Here is a 16,113-nt window from a genome sequence, read left to right as displayed (position 1 = left end):
CCTTCCCCGTCCCCCTGTGGACATCCGCTTCAACCCAGGAGTCGTTCCTTCCTCATGCTTTCCCAGTCCCTCATCTCGACGCCCGTGCCCACTCAGCCCGCCGGCGACCACCCGGTCCAGCCGCTGCTCCACGATTCGACCATCGTCCTCGCCGCACCCACCCAGGCGTGGTCACGTCCCGACGGGCGCACCGAACTGCCGATCCACGGCCTGTACCACGCGGACACCCGCGTGCTCTCTGGCTGGGACGTCTCGGTCGACGGGGCACACGGCGAGGCGATCGCCCAGGCGGGGCGCGGTTCGGGCGAAGTGACCTTCACCTCGCTGCTTCGGCACCTCGACGACGCCACCGCCGACCCGCGGCTGCGGCTCGAGGTGACGCGGACCCTGAGCGCCGGGCGGATGCGGGAACGCATCACGATCCGTTCGGGCCTGGGCCACACGGTCTCGACCACGATCGCCCTGCGGGTCCACCCCGACTTCTCGGACATGCAGACCGTCAAGGCGGGGCTCGCCGACCCCGAGAGCCGGCGCGCGTTCCCGACTGAGGACCTGCCGGAGACGCCCGTCGTCGACCTCGAGACCCTTGCCGACGGCATCCGCCTGTCGACGCCGAGCGTGACGGCCGTGCTTCGGTTCGGCAGCGACGCGACACTCGCCCAGACACCCGCGTCGGCCGCCGGCGGGGCGCACCGAGCCGGGACGGATGCCGCCGCACCGGTCGTCGCGGCGAGCTGGGCGGTCGAAGTGCCCGCGCACGGCACCGCGACCGTGGAATGGACCGTCGACGTCGAGCACCGTGCAACCGTGGTGCAGGCGGCCGAGGGCCTGCCCGAGTGGGATGGCGTGACCGTGCATTCCGGCGATGCCCGGCTCGGCCGCTGGGTGCAGCGCGCCCTCGATGACCTCAGCGGGCTGCGGATGGCGACGACGGCTCGGCCCGATGAGCCGTTCCTCGCCGCAGGAGCGCCGTGGTTCTTCACCCTGTTCGGGCGCGACTCGCTGTGGGCGGCGCGGTTCCTGCTGCCGCTCGGCACCGACATCGCCGGCTCGACACTCCGCTTGCTCGCAAGCCTGCAGGGCACCGTCTCCGACCCCGAAACGGCCGAGCAGCCGGGCAAGATCATGCACGAGCTGAGGCCGGGCGCGTTCTCGATGCCCGGCGAGAGCCTGAACCTGCCGCCGCTCTACTACGGGACGGTCGACGCCACGCCGCTGTGGATCTGCCTGCTGAACGACGCCTGGCACTGGGGCCTGCCCGACGCCGAGGTCGTGGCCCTGCTGCCCCACCTCGAGGCGGCACTCGGCTGGATGCGCGACTCCGGCGACAGCCACGACGACGGGTTCCTCTCCTATGTCGACGAGACCGGGCACGGCCTGGCCAACCAGGGCTGGAAGGACTCCGGCGACTCGATCCAGTGGCGGGACGGCTCCCTCGCCGAGGGGCCGATCGCTCTCTGCGAGGTGCAGGCATACGCCTACCAGGCTGCGATCGGCGGCGCCGAGCTGCTCGAGGCCTTCGGTCGCCCCGGCGCGGCCGAGTGGCGCACCTGGGCGGCGAACCTGCAGGCCCGATTCCGGGCATCCTTCTGGATCGACTCTCCCGAGGGACGCTACCCGGCGGTCGCGCTCGACGCGCACAAGCGCCCGGTCGACACGGTCACGAGCAACATCGGCCACCTGCTCGGCACCGGCCTGCTCAACGCCGAGGAATCGGCGCTCGTCGCCGCCCGGCTCGTCTCCCCCGAGCTCAACTCCGGTTTCGGGCTGCGGACGATGTCGACCGACTCGACCGGATACTGGCCGCTGAGCTACCACGGCGGCTCGGTCTGGACCCACGACACCGCGATCGCGATCAACGGGCTGGGCCGCGCCGGGTTCGGCGCCGAGGCCGGCATCCTGATCGACGGGTTGCTCGCGGCCGCCGAATCCTTCGGCTACCGAATGCCGGAGCTCCACTCCGGGGACTCCGCGGCAGAATTCCCGGTCGCGGTTCCCTACCCCGCGGCCTGCCGCCCGCAGGCCTGGTCAGCGGCGGCGGCGATCTCCGTGCTCGGGACCGTTCTCGGCCTCGCCCCCGACCGCGAGGCCGGCACGGTCGCCTCGACCCCGATCACCCCGGCCCTCCTGGGCTCGGTCACGATCCTCCCCCGCCAGCCCCGGGCATAACTCGGGAGCGCGGTCGGTGGCGCGGGCCGGGTGGTGCGGGCTACAGCCAGCGCATCGTGAAGGCGCTCGCGAGCACGGCGCTCGCCGGCGGAACGGCGAGGGTGCGCACGAGTCCGTTGCGGAGCCGCAGCCGCAGCCCCGTGGCCGGCCGGCCCATCATCATGTTGAAGCCGGCCTGCCGGGCAGCCATCCGGGCGCTCCGGCGGCGGCGACGGTCATAGTCGGAGAGCACGGATGCCGCGGTGCCCGGTTCCCTGATGGCGAGCGCGAGCGCCGGGGCGAGCAGGAGTCCGTCGAGCCAGCCGAGGTTCATGCCCTGGCCGCCGATCGGGCTGATCTGGTGCGCCGCGTCGCCGACGAGCACGATGCGTCCGCTGACGAGACGTTCGGCCAGCCGCTGCTGCACCGAGAACGCGCTCACCGACGCCCCGGACGAGGGCAGGACCACGCCCGTGCGGGACTCGACGATCGCGGCGAGGTCGTGGCTCGAGGCATCCGGTTGCAGGGACGATGTCATCGCGACCCAGCGCCGCCGCCCGCCGGGGAGCGGGAATGACTCGACGACGCCGCCGCGCTCGAAGTACAGCACCGCCTGCTCGGCGGCCTGCTCTCCGGCGGGGTAGTCGCTCATGAGATAGGTGTCTCCACCGCCGCGCTTGATGCCGCGGATGCCGGCGAGTGCGCGGATGACACTGCGGGCGCCGTCCGCGGCGACGACGTAGCGGGCCTCGAGTACGGTCGCCGTTCCGGCCTCCTCGACCTCGAGCTCGACGCGGTCGCCGCGGTCGCGGACATCTGTGACCGTTACACCAGACCGGTACCGGCCGGGGCTGAGCTCGTCGAAGCGGGCGCGCAGCAGCGCTTCGGTCTCGTACTGCGGCAGCGAGACGACGAACGGATGCTGCCCGGCCGCTTCGCGGAACGTCAAGCGGCCCAGGGCGCGCCCGTCGCAGCGCACCTCGCCGCCACGGATCCGCACCGCGCGTTCGACGACGGCGTCGGCGAGGCCGAGCTCCTCGAGGGCGCGCATCGACGGCGGGTGGATGCCGATGGCTCGCGACCGCCGCGACGGTTCCGCGCGCCGCTCGAGCACCTCGACGTCGAGGCCGCGCACCGCGAGGAGCCCCGCGAGCAGGATCCCGACGGGACCCCCGCCGACCACGATGACGTCCCGCATCCGCTGCCCATCGCTCGCCTCAGCGCCCAACCTCGCCGGGCGCGGGCGTTGCTCCGTTGCGCGGGTGGCGGACCACCCGCGCAACGGCGGAAGTTCCGCGCCCGGGCCGTCCCAGCGCAGCAGCAGGCGGGACGGATGCTCCCGCACCACGTCCCAGCCCGGCGGCACGACCGCGCGCAGTTCCGGCGCGGTGAAGCTGCGGCGGATGGACGTGAGACCGTCCGCGCGGATGTACGAGTCGCGGAAGAGCGGCCAGGTGCCGAGGCCGAAGCCGACGTAGGCGAAGGTGCTGCGTTCGATGTCGCCGAGCAGCACCCGGCCGCCGGGCGCCGCGAGCCGTTGACAGTCGGCGAGCAGGCCGCCGAGCTGCGCGCCCGTGAGGTGATGCAGCACGTGGTTGGACACCACGACATCGAAGCGAGCTCCCTCGTCGGCGAGGTCGGAGCTGAGCGCCTGCCGGAAGGTCAGCCGGGGCAGCGGCGGCCGGGCGGTCGCGAAGCGGTGGGCGCGGGCATCCGGGTCGATCGCGGTCACTGTGAGGAGCAGGCCGTCCCGGGCCGCCCAGCGGGCGAGCGCCCTGGCGACGTCGCCGCCGCCCGAGCCGATATCGAGCAGCGTGCTCTCCCGGCTCGTCGAGAGGAGCGGCCGGATCTCGCGCCGGTACACCCCGCGCCAGCCGGAGACGGCGGCGTTCACGTATTGGAAATAGTCGTACGTGCGGCTCAGGACCTCGGGGTCGCAGCCCGGATCGTCCATGAGCTCGACCGCGTCGCTCGCCCGCAGGCGGAGGAACGGCAACATCGGGACCAACGGCGATCGCGCCAACCGCGTCAGCCGCGCACCACAGTCATCAGGCCGGACTCGACCGTGAGCCCCGGTCCGAACGCCATGGCGCAGAGCCGCTCACCGTCCGCGGTGTCCGGGGCGTCCAGGATCGCCTTCAGCACGAAGAGGATCGTCGCGCTGCTCATGTTGCCATAGGAGCGCAGGGTCTCCCGCGACGGCACGAGCTGCGCCTCGCTCAGCCCGAGCTTGGCCTCGGTCTTGTCGAGAATGCTGCGCCCGCCCGGGTGGATCGCCCAGTGCGCGATCGCGGTGCTGAGTGGCGCCCGTGCGGCCTCGGCCGCCGCGACCACGACGGCTGAGGCGGTGAGCGTGGCGACAGACCCGCCTGAGGCGACCTCGGCGACCTCGGCCAGCTCAGCAACCTCAGACGCAAATTCCTCGATCGGCATGGTCTCGCCGAGCGCCGCGACGGCAGCGGCGAGCCCCGGGTCCTTCGCGAAGAGCGGAGCGAGAGCGCCCTCGATGTGCTCGTCGATGATGTGCGGAACATAGCTGCTGAGCACCATCTCGAAGCCCTCATCTCCGATCTTCCAGGCCATGTCGCCCTCGCCGACCGGCGTGATCACGGTCTCGAAGAGGTCCAGGCTGAGGGCGTTCTCGCCCGGCGCCGGGGCGCGCGAACTCACGATTCCCGCTGCCGCACCATCCGAGAACAGGGAGGAGGCAACGATCGTGTCGGGGTCGTCCGAGGTGCGGAGATGCAGCGAGCAGAGCTCGGCGCTGACCACGAGCACAACGGCGTTCGGGTCGGCTTCGACGAACTGCTTCGCGGTGCGAAGCGCGGGCATCGACGCGTAGCAACCCATGAACCCCAAGTGATACCTCTGCGTTGTCGGCTTCAGGCCCAATTCCCGCACGAGCATATAGTCGGGGCCGGGCGCGTAGAAGCCCGTGCAGGACACGGTCACCACGTGCGTCACATCGGCGGCCTCGATACCGGGGCACGCAGCAAGCGCGCGGCGGCCAGCCTCGACGAAGAGCTTCGTCGCCTCGGTGATGTACAGCTCGTTGCGCACCCGGGTGCTCGGCACGAGGAGGGTCTGCGTCGCCGCGTCGAAGAACTGCGGGTCCGGCTTCTCCGAGTCGAGGGTCAACTCCTCGATGACGGTGTGACGTCGTTCGATCCCGGACAGGTTGAAGGATGCCGTCACGAGCCTCTTCCCCAGCCTGCTCAATCCCGGCTGGGCCGCGAACACATCGCGCACCTGTTCCTGGATGAGGACGGTGGATGGAACAACGGTCTGCAACGCTCTCAGAGTGACGGACATAGCCCCAGTGTTACACGCGGCCCTGCGAGGCACACCCCTCATTTTCGCGCGCGGCGGCAACGGCCAACGGATGCCCGGATCCCGAAACTGGGTGCCGGCAGTGAATCCGCTGGGCGCGGTTCCGTGGAGCGGAGTGATGCCTAGGCTGGAATGTGGCGTGGGGCAACGGGGACGCGCGTCGCCAACCGCGGGCCGGTGCCCGCCTATCCGAGGGAGTCCCGTGGCCACGACCGTCGCCGACCAGATCATCGCCCAGCTCATCGACTCCGGCGTGCGCCGCATTTACGGCATCGTCGGCGACAGCCTCAACCCGATCGTCGACGCCGTTCGGCGCAGCGGCGGCTCCGCGAAGGGCGGCATCGACTGGGTGCACGTGCGCAACGAGGAGGCCGCGGCCTTCGCGGCCAGCGCCGAGGCGCAACTCACCGGTGAGCTCGCGGTCTGCGCAGGGAGCTGCGGACCGGGCAACCTGCACCTCATCAACGGCCTCTACGACGCCCACCGCTCCGGGGCACCCGTGCTCGCGATCGCGAGCCACATCCCGAGCGCCCAGATCGGCAGCTCCTTCTTCCAGGAGACCCACCCCGACCGCCTCTTCGTCGAGTGCTCCAACTACTGCGAACTCGTCAGCTCCGCCGCCCAGGCCCCGCGCGTCGTGAGCATGGCCATGCGCCACGCCATCGGCCTCGGCGGCGTCGCCGTCGTCACGCTCCCGGGCGACATCGCCGAGCTGCCCTCCGTCGGCACCGCGCCGACCATCACCCTGACCAAGCCGGGCACCCTCGTGCCCTCGACGGCCGACGTGCAGCGCCTCGCCGACGCCATCAACAACGCCCGCCAGATCGCCATCTTCGCCGGGATCGGCGTCGCCGGAGCCCACGACGAGGTCGTCGCCTTCGCCGACCTGCTCGCCGCCCCGATGGGGCATTCCCTGCGCGGCAAGGAGTGGATCCAGTACGACAACCCCTTCGACGTCGGTATGACCGGCTTGATCGGCTACGGCGCCGCCCACGACGGCATGCACGACGCCGACCTGCTCATCCTGCTCGGCACCGACTTCCCGTATTCGCAATTCCTGCCCGACGGCACGGATGTCGTCATCGCGCAGGTGGACATCCGTGCGGAACACATCGGCCGGCGCACGAACGTCACGGTGCCGGTGCACGGGGACGTCGCGGCGACGCTCAACGCGGTCACCCCGCTGATCACCCGCACCGCCGACCGGCGCTTCCTCGAGAAGACCCTCAAGCACCACGAACAGCTCATGCACAAGGTCGACGGCAACCCGCGCAACGTCGAGAAGCGCACGCCGATCCACCCCGAGTACGCGGCCTCGATCCTCGACGAGGTCGCCGCAGACGACGCCGTCTTCATCGCAGACACCGGCATGTGCAACGTCTGGGCGGCCCGGTACATCAACCCGAACGGGCGCAGGCGGATGCTCGCCTCGCTCCTGCACGGATCGATGGCCAACGCGCTCCCCCAGGCGATCGGCGCCCAGGCGAGCCACCCGGGGCGCCAGGTCGTGACCCTGTCCGGAGACGGCGGCCTCTCGATGCTCCTCGGCGAGCTCGCCACCGTCGCCGCGCAGAACCTGCCGGTGAAGATCGTCGTGTTCAACAACTCAACCCTCGGCATGGTCAAGCTCGAGATGCTCGTCGACGGCTACCCCGACTTCGGCGTCGACGTTCCGGCCGTCGACTACGCCGCCGTCGCCAACGCCCTCGGCATCTACGGCCAGCGGGTCGAGGATCCCGCCGACATCCGCGGCGCCCTGGAGCGCGCCTTCGAGCACAACGGGCCCGCGCTCGTCGACCTCGTCACCGACCCGCTCGCCCTGAGCATGCCGCCGACGATCACCGGGGCGCAGGTGCGCGGTTTCGCGCTCGCCCTCTCCCGAGTCGTGCTGAACGGCGGCGTCGGCGAGGCCGTGCAGCTCGCCCGCACGAACATCCACAAGCTCTAGTCGCGCCCACATCGGCAGGCCGCGCCCGAAACGGCGGGCGCGGCCCGCCGAAACCGGCGCGGCCGCCCCGTGTCGCGCTGGCTGCACTCGGGCTACCCTGAGGCCCAGAGGACAGTCACCGGGGCGTGCGGAATCGGAGGAGCTGATGGCCATGGACGGACGTGGACGGGTGATCGTGCGGGACGGACCGTGGGGCTTCGTCCTCTTCCTGGCCTACATCGGAGCGGCGATCTACTTCGTCTCGGTCTCGAGCGGAACGTTCTGGGGTGTGATCCTCGGGCTGCTCCAGGCGATCGTCTGGCCGGTCTACGTCGTCTATCACGTACTCGTCCTGATCGGCGCCTGAGCGCCGGACGATTCGCGCCGGACCGCGTGACCGGTCGGGTGCCCCGCAGCTCAGGGCAGGCGGTCGAAGAGGTGGGTTGCGACGAACGCGACGAGGGATCCGGCGGCGCAGATCGCCGCGACCCCGCCGACGTAGGCGATGACGGCCTCGCTGTTCGGGCCGGAGGCGCCGAAGAACGTCACGAGGAACGCCGCGGCCGCGACCAGGCAGAACGGCACGACGAACCAGAGCTGGATGCGGTATCCGATCGCGGGCGTTCCGCGGGTCGGGGCCAGGGGACCGGTCCCCGCGTCCGGGTCGGCGTTCCCCGCCGCGAACCGGCGTGCCGACCCGCGCGCTCGCAGGCGGCGGGGCGATGCGCCCCATACCCAGAGCGCGATGCCGCCCGCGCAGCCCCAGACCGCGACGACCAGGAGCCCGGCGATGACGTCGCTCGGGCGGTGCCAGCCGTTCGCGAGCGTGGAGACGCCCGCGACGGCCGCGAACGCCGAGCCGAGCAGTGCGGCGAGCCAGCGGGTCCGCGGGCTCGAGACGAGGAACACGGCAAGAGCGGATGCCGCGGCGACCGTCGTATGCCCGGACGGGAACGAGTTGCCGGCGTAACCGTCGACCCCGAGATCGGGACGGGTGAGCAGGATGTCCTTGAGGACCTGAGTCGTGACGACGGCCCCCAGGGCGACGACGACCGCGACGACGAGCGTGCGGAGATCGCGGCGCACGGCCGTGATGATCCCGGTGATGACGGCGCCGGCCACGACCGAGACGGTCGGAACCTGGTCGAGCACCTGCTGGGTGACGACCGTGACGCTGCGACGGCCGAAGATCGAGCCGTCATAGGCGAGCTGGTCCATCGTCTGCCCGTGCAGGGTCCGCACAAAAAAGAGGTACAGCGCGACGAAGACGGCCGACGCGACGATCGCGCCGCCGAGATATCGCAGGAATCCTGTTGTCGAGAGGGAGCGCACAGTCCAGCTTCGCACGACTCGCTGGACAGACCGTGGGTGAGGCCGCGGAAACGCCGGATCGGACACCGAACAGGACGTCGCAGTCAACGGCACCGGGCGACACCGGGCGACACCGGGCCAAAGCAAAGGACCCCGGGGCCGAACGCCGCCGAGGTCCTTCTCAGCAGAATTCAACTGCTGTGATGTTGAAGGTACACCGTGCGGGGACTCCCGCGAACCACCGCTGCACAAGTGCCCGCCGCACGCTAGCCCTTGACTCGGCGGGGACGCGGCGTATCGTGACGGGCATGTTTGCTGCACACCACGGTCGGCACGTCGCCGACAAGGACCATCCCGCACGCGGGACCACGTCGCGGGGCGCCCACCCGGCCGGTGCCGAGGGCTTCAGCGGACTCGAGGGCGACTTCGAAGAGGAGCGCCGCCGGGCCGCGAGCGCCCAGGCCGAACCCTCCGAACCCTACGAGCAGGACACCGTGACCCGGCCCACCCTTCCGGGAACCACCGAGGGACTGACTCACCCCTGACCCACCCCTGATCCGCCCCGCTCAGACCAGGTCGGGCTCAGACCAGGGCGAGCTCAGACCAGGGCGAGCACGACCTTGCCGCGCACGTGCCCGCCCATCAGGTAGCGGTAGGCGTCCGCGACCTCCTCGAGCGGAAATACCCGGTCGACCGGCAGCACCACGTCCCCGCTCGCGATCCGGTTGGCGAGGGCGGCCAGGTCGCCAGGGCGGACCGCCTGCCCACCGACGCCGGTGATGCCGGCATCGGCCCGGTGGCCGCGCGCGGCGATCGTATTGATGCGGCCGCCCGGCACACCGAGTTCGAGGGCGGCGTCGATCGTGGCGGGACCGCTGTTGTCGAGCGCAGCCGTCACCCGGGGTACGAGCGCGCGTACCCGGTCGGCGAGACCGGGGCCGTATGCGACGGGGATGACGCCGAGACTGCGGAGGAAATCGTGGTTCGCCGGGCTCGCGGTTCCGACAACGGCCGCGCCGGTGCGCACGGCGAGCTGCGCGGCAAGGACGCCGACTCCCCCGGCGGCCGCACTCACGAGCACCGTGTCGTCTCGGGTCAGCGCCAGCGAGCGCACCGACGCCGTCGCGGTGCGGCCCGCGATATCGAGGGCCCCGGCAGGGACGAAACCGAGCGCATCCGGTTTACGGATGACGGCGGATGCTTCGACGACGAGCCAGTCGGCCTGGGCGAACATCCGCGAGCCGCCGAGCACGGCGTCGCCGACGGCCCAGCTCGTCACGCCGGCACCGAGTCCGTCGATGACGCCGGAGAAATCATTCCCGTTGCCGCTCGGCAGGACGACACTGTACGCGCCGGCGGCCGGACCGCCGCGGAGGATCTTCCAATCCACGGGATTGAGCCCCGCGGCGTGCACCCGCACCCGCACCTGGCCGCGGCCGGGGGCAGGCGGATCGCCGGTGATCACCCGCAGGACTTCCGGGCCGCCGAATTCGGAGAAACGCACGAAACGAGCCATGCGCCCAGCCTATTCAGGGCGCGCAAGACCCGGCACCCCTCGGATGCGGCGGCGCTCGCGGACGGGCTTCCGCTGCCCGCGAACGGCCGGGCCCCGCCGGCTCTTCTCCGGTCCCGTCGGCATGTTCGTCTGGAATACACCGGCCGTTCAAGGTCGGCTGGTCGAATATTCGGAGTAGAGTCAGTCGACTCAACGATGAGTGCAAACAGTCCCGACGAATGGAAAGTTCATTTGAACCTGCGAACGGCCGAATACCCTAGGCCGGACTATTTCCTGCTCCACCTCAGCGATACCCATGTTCTGGCCGATGGCGGCAGGCTCTACGACCAGGTCGACAGCGCCCGGCACCTCGCCGAACTCTTCGCCGAGGTCGAGGCATCCTCTGGCCGTCCCGACGCCATCATCATCACCGGCGACCTGGCCGACAAGGGCGAACCGGATGCCTACGCCCTCGTCCGCAGCATCGTCGAGCCGGCCGCCGCCCGCCTCGGCGCCCGGGTGATCTGGGTGATGGGCAACCACGACGACCGCTCGGCCTTCCGCGCGGAACTCCTCGGCCAGCCCTCGTCGACAGCACCGATCGACCGCGTCGACTACATCGGCGGCCTCCGCATCATCACGCTCGACACCTCGGTGCCCCACCAGCACTTCGGCACGGTCACCGACGCCCAGCTCGCCTGGCTCACCGAGGAACTCAGCGTTCCCGCTCCCGACGGCACCATTCTCGCAATGCACCACCCGCCCGTTCCGAGTGTGCTCGACCTCGCCGTCTCCGTCGAGCTCCGCGGCCAGGCCCGCCTCGCCAAGGTGCTCCGCGGCACGGATGTCCGCAGCATCATCGCCGGACACCTGCACTACTCCTCGACCGCGATGTTCGCCGGCATCCCGGTGTCGGTGGCCTCGGCCACCTGCTACACGCAGGACCTCAACGTGCCCGTCGGCGGCACCCGCGGCCGCGACGGCGCCCGCGCGTTCAACCTCGTGCACGTCTACCCGGACACCGTGCTGCACTCGGTCGTGCCGCTCGGCAGCTACGCCCCCCTCGACTACATCGACCCGGAGGAGAGCGCCCGCCGCCTCGCCGCGTCGGGCATCACGATCATGGGCGCGGGTACTCTCCCGGCGCTCCGTGAGCCGCCGATGACCACGCCGATCCCGGTTCTGGGCTAAGCGGGCCGCGGCGCCTGGCCGAGCGCGATCGCGACCGCCGCACCGGCGAGTTCGCCGGATTCCGCCGAGATGCGCCGGTGCGACTGCCCCTCTCGGCCGAACCGAGCGAACTCGGCGCCTGGGGAGACGCTGTCCGTGGCGGCAGGCGTGCCGCTCACGGTGGCCTGCGCCTCGCGCTCCCACGGCGCGACGATCGGGAAGTACTGTTCGAGGAACTCGGTCACGGCCGCGCGGCGCACCTCGTCCGAGATCTCGGGGAAGCTGCCGTCGTTGAGGCAGAACATGTCCTGGTCGCGGCGCTTGCGGAGCTTGTTCATCTGGCGCAGCGCGAGCTTGAGCGTCGTCTCGATGTAGAGCGACCTGGCCTGGGTCTGCTCGACCGCGCGCCCGGTGGTCAGCGCGTAGTAGTGGTAGAGCGAGTTCGTCACGGAGATGTCGGTCGCCGAACGGAACTGGCTCGCCGCGGTGCGGGCGAAGTCCTCGGGGAACTCCGCCTCGAGCTCGAGCAGGACGCTCTTCCGCATCGGCACCGCCGTGTGCTCGAGGTGCCGGGTCGTGACCTTGCCGAAGCGCTCGCGGAGCAGCGCCCGGTTGACCCGGGCGGCGTTCTCGAACCCGCTGCGGCTCGGGTCGTTCTCGCCGAGGCCGATCCGGGTGGATGCCTCGATGAACTTCGTGACGCCGCCCGGCGAGAAGAACAACTCCGGTCCGACCGGGCGGCCGAAGAACATGTCGTCGTTGGAATACAGGAAGTGTTCGGCGAGCCCGGGGATGTGGTGCAGCTGGCTCTCCACGGCGTGCGAGTTGTGGGTCGGCAGCACGCTCGGGTCGGGGAAGAAGTCCTCGCTGTTCATGATCGTGACGCGCGGGTGCTCGGCGAGCCACTCGGGCGCCGGCGAGTCCGTCGCGATGAAGATGCGGCGCACCCAGGGCGCGAACATGTAGACGCTGCGGAGGGCGTACTTGAGCTCGTCGATCTGCCGGAAGCGGGCGTCGGACTCGTCGCCGCTGCCGACGACGTATGCCTTCATCCGCTTGGCGCGTTCGCGCTGGAAATCGCTCGAGGAGCCGTCGACCCAGGAGAAGACCATGTCGATGTCGAAGCTCACGTCGCTCGCGAGATCGTCGAACATGTGCTGCAGGGTGCGCCAGGTGCGCCCATACAGGGTGATGGTGGTCTCGCGGGCCTCGCCACGCGGCATCCGCTTGCGCATCAGGGAGTTCTCGACCGGGGCGACGATCTCGTCTTCGCCGAAGAACCAGAGTTCGAACTGGAACGCGGTCTCGGCGCCGTACCGGAGGCGGCCGATCGGTTCGATGCGCGGGCGGTACACCCGGAAGACGGATGACTTGCGCAGGGTGGTGAGGGCGCCGTCGGCGAGCAGGAGGGGCTGGGTGAGGTGCCCGTCGAGGGGCTTGGCGTAGAAGGGGTCGTTGGAGAACGCCTCGGCGAGCGCGCGGGTGATGTGCTTGCGGCGCTTGCGATCGACGGCGAGGACCGGGCGGTCGTGGTCGCCGCGGACGAGCAGGAAGTCGATGCCGGCGGCGTCGAGGGCGTGGGCGATCGCGAGAAGGTCCCTGACCATGGACTCGTGCGGGGTGAAGTGGCCGTTGATGAGGGCGATTTCGCCCTTGCGCACGACGACGTCGTCGCGGTCGAAGCGGCGGGTGCGGGCGTCCGGGGAGAGCAGGACCAGTTCGGGTTCCGTGCTCAGCGAGAGCCCGGGGTTGGCGGAGTTGGCGGTGCCCGGAGCGCTGGCGGTGCCGGCCGGGCTCACCGGGACGACCGACGGCTCTGCGGCTGAACGATCGACGGTAACCATGGTCCTCCTCGGGAAATGGGAACACTCATCAACGGGGCAACCGTGTGTTGCCGGGGAGAGTGCGTCCGGTACGTGCCGGCGGCCGCGACCCGGTCTGAGCCGGGAACCGGCAGCCGACAGCAAGCGGTAGCGTTCCTCCCAGTCTACGTTGCCCGGCGACCCGCCCCGATGACGGCGCCGGGACCTCCGGCGCGGGTTCAGAGGGAGTTGATGCCGATCAGGCCGATGATCAGGGCCATCACCTCGAGGGTCACGAGCTCGTGGGCCAGGTTGAGCACGGTGAGCCCGGCGGGGCGCCGGTCGAAGACGTCGTGGGTGACCATCCGGGCGGCGGTGAAGCCTGCCCAGAGGATCAGCGCGGTCAGCAGCGCGTTGGCGAGGAAGCTGCCGCCGTAGAAGTTCTGCGTGATCGCGATGGCGCCCGCGAGCACCCACGCGGTGACGAAGCTCACGAGGACGGTTATCACGATGGGAGCGACCGCGTTGCCGCGCATGCTCTCCTCGTCATGGCCGACCGTACGCATCCAGTACCCGCCGAAGACCCGGCGCGAATACCAGACCGACCCGACGGCCATGCTCGACGCGGTGGCGAGCAGTACCGCCCAGATGTTGATCTCGGGAACCATGAGGGATCCTCTCGCTGATTCCGCCGGTGGCGGAGGGGATGCCTCGATGTTAGGGCGACGCGGGCCCGTCGGGAGAGATCTCCCCGGATGTCTCCCGGATCGTTAGCTCCGCAGGGTCGGTCACCGGCACGCGGCAGACGAAGTCGCGGCAGAGGTACGCCGTCGGCCGGTCGCGGAGCGGAACACGGCCGGCGAAGAGGTCGAATCCGGCGGCGGCGAGTGTGCGGGACTGGGTCGCTGTGACGGATGCGATGACGCCGGTCGCCCGCTGCCTCGCGCTGTCGACGAGTGCCGTCACGCTCACGGCAGCGGGCACATCGAAGAAGGAGGGTGCGGCCGAGAAGTCGGGCTCCCCTGGCTCGTCGAGGTCGGCGTCACCGCTGGGTTCCGCCGCAGCGGCCCGGGCGTCTGGCGCGACGAGCACGAGCTGTTCCACGGGGGCGATCAGTGCGGAGCAGAGCTGCAGGACGGCACCGAAGGCGAGCGGGCGTTCCGCGGCACGGGCGAGGAACGGGACGACCGCCGTGACCGCTGCATCCCGGTACTTCTCCGACTCGGTCATCAGGTACAGCAGCTGAGCGGCGCCCGCGGCGGCCGAGCGTCCGGACGGGTATGCGCCCTCGGAGGGGTCGACCTCGAGGGCGAGTCCCTGGCCGACCAGCACGGGATCGGAGCCGCCCGGGACCCGGAACCGTGCGGCGGCCGTGTCGGTGGTCGCGGCAGTGTCGGTCGTCGCGGCAGTGTCGGTCGTCGCGGCAGTGTCGGTCGTCGCCGTTAGCGTGCTGTCCACCAGGAGGCGCGCCGCGGACGCGTAGCGTTCCTCACCCGTCACGAGTGCCAGTTCGAGGAGTCCCCGTGCGAACATCCCGAAGTCCTCCAGGGTAGCCCGCGCCGTCGAGGACCGGCCGGCGATGGAGGCTCGCACGAGCACCGGCCCGTCACCTGCGGAGTCGGCTGCGGATTCGGCTGCGGATTCGGCTTCGGCTTCCACGGTGAGATGCCGGGACAGCAGGTAGTCGGCGGCGCGGGCCGCGGCATCCGTGTAGCGGGAATCACCGAACGCGAAACCGGCGCGGGCGAGCGCGCCGATCGCGAGGCCGTTCCAGCCGGTGAGCACCTTCTCGTCGAGGGCGGGGCTGGGCTGCGTTCGCCGGGCGTCGATGTCGAGGGCGTAGTAGCCGCCCTCGACGCGGCGTCCGGCGACGGTGCTCTCGGAATCCTGGGCACTCGCGAAACCGCCGTCGGGCAGCTGCAGCACGGAGAGGAGGAACTCGGCGACGCCCTCGGCGACCGTGCGCGCCCACTGTTCCCCGGTCAGTTTCCAGGCCTGGGTGTAGAGGTCCAGGAGCTGGGCGTTGTCGTAGAGCATCCGCTCGAAGTGGGGCTCGCTCCAGTCCCGGTTGACGGCGTAGCGGAAGAATCCGCCCTCCACGGGGTCCCGCAGCGGGGAGGCGCCCATCCGTTTGAGGGTGCGCAGGGCGAGGCTGCGGCCGGATGAGCGGTCGAGCAGGAACGCGAGGACGGGGGCGACGGGGAATTTCGGCGCCCCGCCGAACCCGCCGTACCGGGTGTCCTCCGTCACGGCGAGGCCCTCGACGATGCCGTCAAGCACGCTGCCTTGCGGCAGCAGGTTCCGCGGGCCGGCTCCCCCGACATCGTTGCCGTCGACACCATCGAAAGCAGCGACGGCAGCATCGGCGACGGCGGCATCGGCGAGCTCCTGCTGTCTGGCGGCTGCGGCGAGCGCGTCTGCGACGAGAGCGCCGGTCTCGGTGACCTCGGCGCGGCGGTCGGTCCAGGCGTCCGTGACGGCTTCGAGCACCTGCCGGAACGCCGGTCGGCCGGGAACGGCGGTCGGCGGGAAGTACGTTCCCGCGTAGAAAGCACGTCCTTCAGGGGTCACGAAGACGTTGAGCGGCCAGCCGAGGCCGTCGACGAACGCGCTTGCTGCGGCGAGATAGGTCGCGTCGACCTCAGGATGCTCCTCCCGGTCGACCTTGATGCTCACGAAGTGCGCGTTGAGGTAGGCGGCGAGGTCGGGATCGCTGAAACTCTCCCGCGCCATCACGTGGCACCAGTGGCACGTCGAGTATCCGATCGACACGAGCAGCGGAAGGTCGCGCGCCCGGGCCTCGGCGAAGGCCTCGCTGCCCCAGCCGTGCCAGTCGACCGGGTTGTCGGCGTGGGAGCGCAGGTACGGGCTGATCGCATCGGCAAGACGATTCGGCATGGTCCCATTGTGCCCCGACCCCGCAACGGGCA

At 70.8% G+C, this 16,113-nt stretch carries 12 protein-coding genes; 5 read left to right on the top strand and 7 right to left on the bottom strand.

Annotation, left to right across the window (positions count from 1 at the left end):
• Window positions 1–54 precede the first annotated feature (54 nt).
• Window positions 55–2,169, top strand: a complete 2,115-nt coding sequence (locus E3O39_RS08605; RefSeq protein WP_134449375.1) for a glycogen debranching N-terminal domain-containing protein — start codon at window positions 55–57, stop codon at window positions 2,167–2,169.
• Window positions 2,170–2,209: 40 nt separating this feature from the next.
• Here the strand turns inward: E3O39_RS08605 and E3O39_RS19845 are convergent, their stop codons facing one another.
• Both E3O39_RS19845 and E3O39_RS08590 read right to left on the bottom strand, forming a co-directional pair.
• Window positions 2,210–4,147 (bottom strand): FAD-dependent monooxygenase, encoded by a 1,938-nt coding sequence (locus E3O39_RS19845; protein WP_198413413.1) that lies wholly within the window; start codon window positions 4,145–4,147, stop codon window positions 2,210–2,212.
• A gap of 29 nt (window positions 4,148–4,176) precedes the next feature.
• The gene (locus tag E3O39_RS08590; protein WP_255454129.1) at window positions 4,177–5,502 is read right to left on the bottom strand and encodes a type III polyketide synthase; all 1,326 of its coding nucleotides are present in this window, start codon (window positions 5,500–5,502) and stop codon (window positions 4,177–4,179) included.
• A gap of 178 nt (window positions 5,503–5,680) precedes the next feature.
• Here E3O39_RS08590 and E3O39_RS08585 point away from each other — a divergent pair, with 178 nt between their 5' ends.
• Together E3O39_RS08585 and E3O39_RS08580 are read left to right on the top strand one after the other, a co-directional pair.
• Window positions 5,681–7,426 carry a pyruvate dehydrogenase gene (locus E3O39_RS08585; protein ID WP_134449374.1) on the top strand — a complete coding sequence of 582 codons (1,746 nt, stop codon included), beginning with the start codon at window positions 5,681–5,683 and terminating at the stop codon, window positions 7,424–7,426.
• A 151-nt stretch (window positions 7,427–7,577) separates the two neighbouring features.
• Window positions 7,578–7,772, top strand: a complete 195-nt coding sequence (locus E3O39_RS08580) for a hypothetical protein (protein ID WP_241975437.1) — start codon at window positions 7,578–7,580, stop codon at window positions 7,770–7,772.
• A gap of 50 nt (window positions 7,773–7,822) precedes the next feature.
• Here E3O39_RS08580 and E3O39_RS08575 read toward each other — a convergent pair whose 3' ends face one another.
• Window positions 7,823–8,752 carry a phosphatase PAP2 family protein gene (locus E3O39_RS08575; protein ID WP_134449372.1) on the bottom strand — a complete coding sequence of 310 codons (930 nt, stop codon included), beginning with the start codon at window positions 8,750–8,752 and terminating at the stop codon, window positions 7,823–7,825.
• Between the two features lie 272 nt (window positions 8,753–9,024).
• On the opposite strand from E3O39_RS08575, the gene E3O39_RS08570 reads away from it, so the two are divergent.
• Window positions 9,025–9,261 carry a hypothetical protein gene (locus tag E3O39_RS08570; RefSeq protein ID WP_134449371.1) on the top strand — a complete coding sequence of 79 codons (237 nt, stop codon included), beginning with the start codon at window positions 9,025–9,027 and terminating at the stop codon, window positions 9,259–9,261.
• Between the two features lie 53 nt (window positions 9,262–9,314).
• On the opposite strand, the gene E3O39_RS08565 is transcribed toward E3O39_RS08570, so the two are convergent.
• Window positions 9,315–10,232, bottom strand: a complete 918-nt coding sequence (locus E3O39_RS08565; protein ID WP_134449370.1) for an NADP-dependent oxidoreductase — start codon at window positions 10,230–10,232, stop codon at window positions 9,315–9,317.
• A gap of 195 nt (window positions 10,233–10,427) precedes the next feature.
• Here E3O39_RS08565 and E3O39_RS08560 point away from each other — a divergent pair, with 195 nt between their 5' ends.
• Window positions 10,428–11,402: a phosphodiesterase gene (locus tag E3O39_RS08560; protein WP_134449369.1), complete on the top strand. Its 975-nt coding sequence runs from the start codon at window positions 10,428–10,430 to the stop codon at window positions 11,400–11,402.
• Here E3O39_RS08560 and E3O39_RS08555 read toward each other — a convergent pair.
• The 3 genes from E3O39_RS08555 to E3O39_RS08545 all read right to left on the bottom strand — a co-directional run bounded on the left by E3O39_RS08555 (window position 11,399) and on the right by E3O39_RS08545 (window position 16,081).
• Window positions 11,399–13,225, bottom strand: coding sequence for a stealth family protein (locus tag E3O39_RS08555; RefSeq protein WP_134449368.1), 1,827 nt, complete (start codon window positions 13,223–13,225; stop codon window positions 11,399–11,401). The two genes, E3O39_RS08560 and E3O39_RS08555, sit on opposite strands and share 4 nt — an antisense overlap.
• Window positions 13,226–13,422: 197 nt before the next feature.
• On the bottom strand, window positions 13,423–13,851 hold the full coding sequence (locus E3O39_RS08550; RefSeq protein ID WP_134449367.1) for a DUF1761 domain-containing protein: 429 nt from the start codon (window positions 13,849–13,851) through the stop codon (window positions 13,423–13,425).
• Window positions 13,852–13,900: 49 nt separating this feature from the next.
• The gene (locus E3O39_RS08545) at window positions 13,901–16,081 is read right to left on the bottom strand and encodes a thioredoxin domain-containing protein (RefSeq protein ID WP_134449366.1); all 2,181 of its coding nucleotides are present in this window, start codon (window positions 16,079–16,081) and stop codon (window positions 13,901–13,903) included.
• Window positions 16,082–16,113 lie beyond the last annotated feature (32 nt).

Source organism: Cryobacterium sp. MDB2-A-1 (assembly GCF_004402675.1).
GTDB classification, from domain to species: domain Bacteria; phylum Actinomycetota; class Actinomycetes; order Actinomycetales; family Microbacteriaceae; genus Cryobacterium; species Cryobacterium glucosi.
The sequence above is the reverse complement of the archived record's forward strand: the minus strand, read 5'-3'. Positions and strand labels throughout refer to the sequence as shown.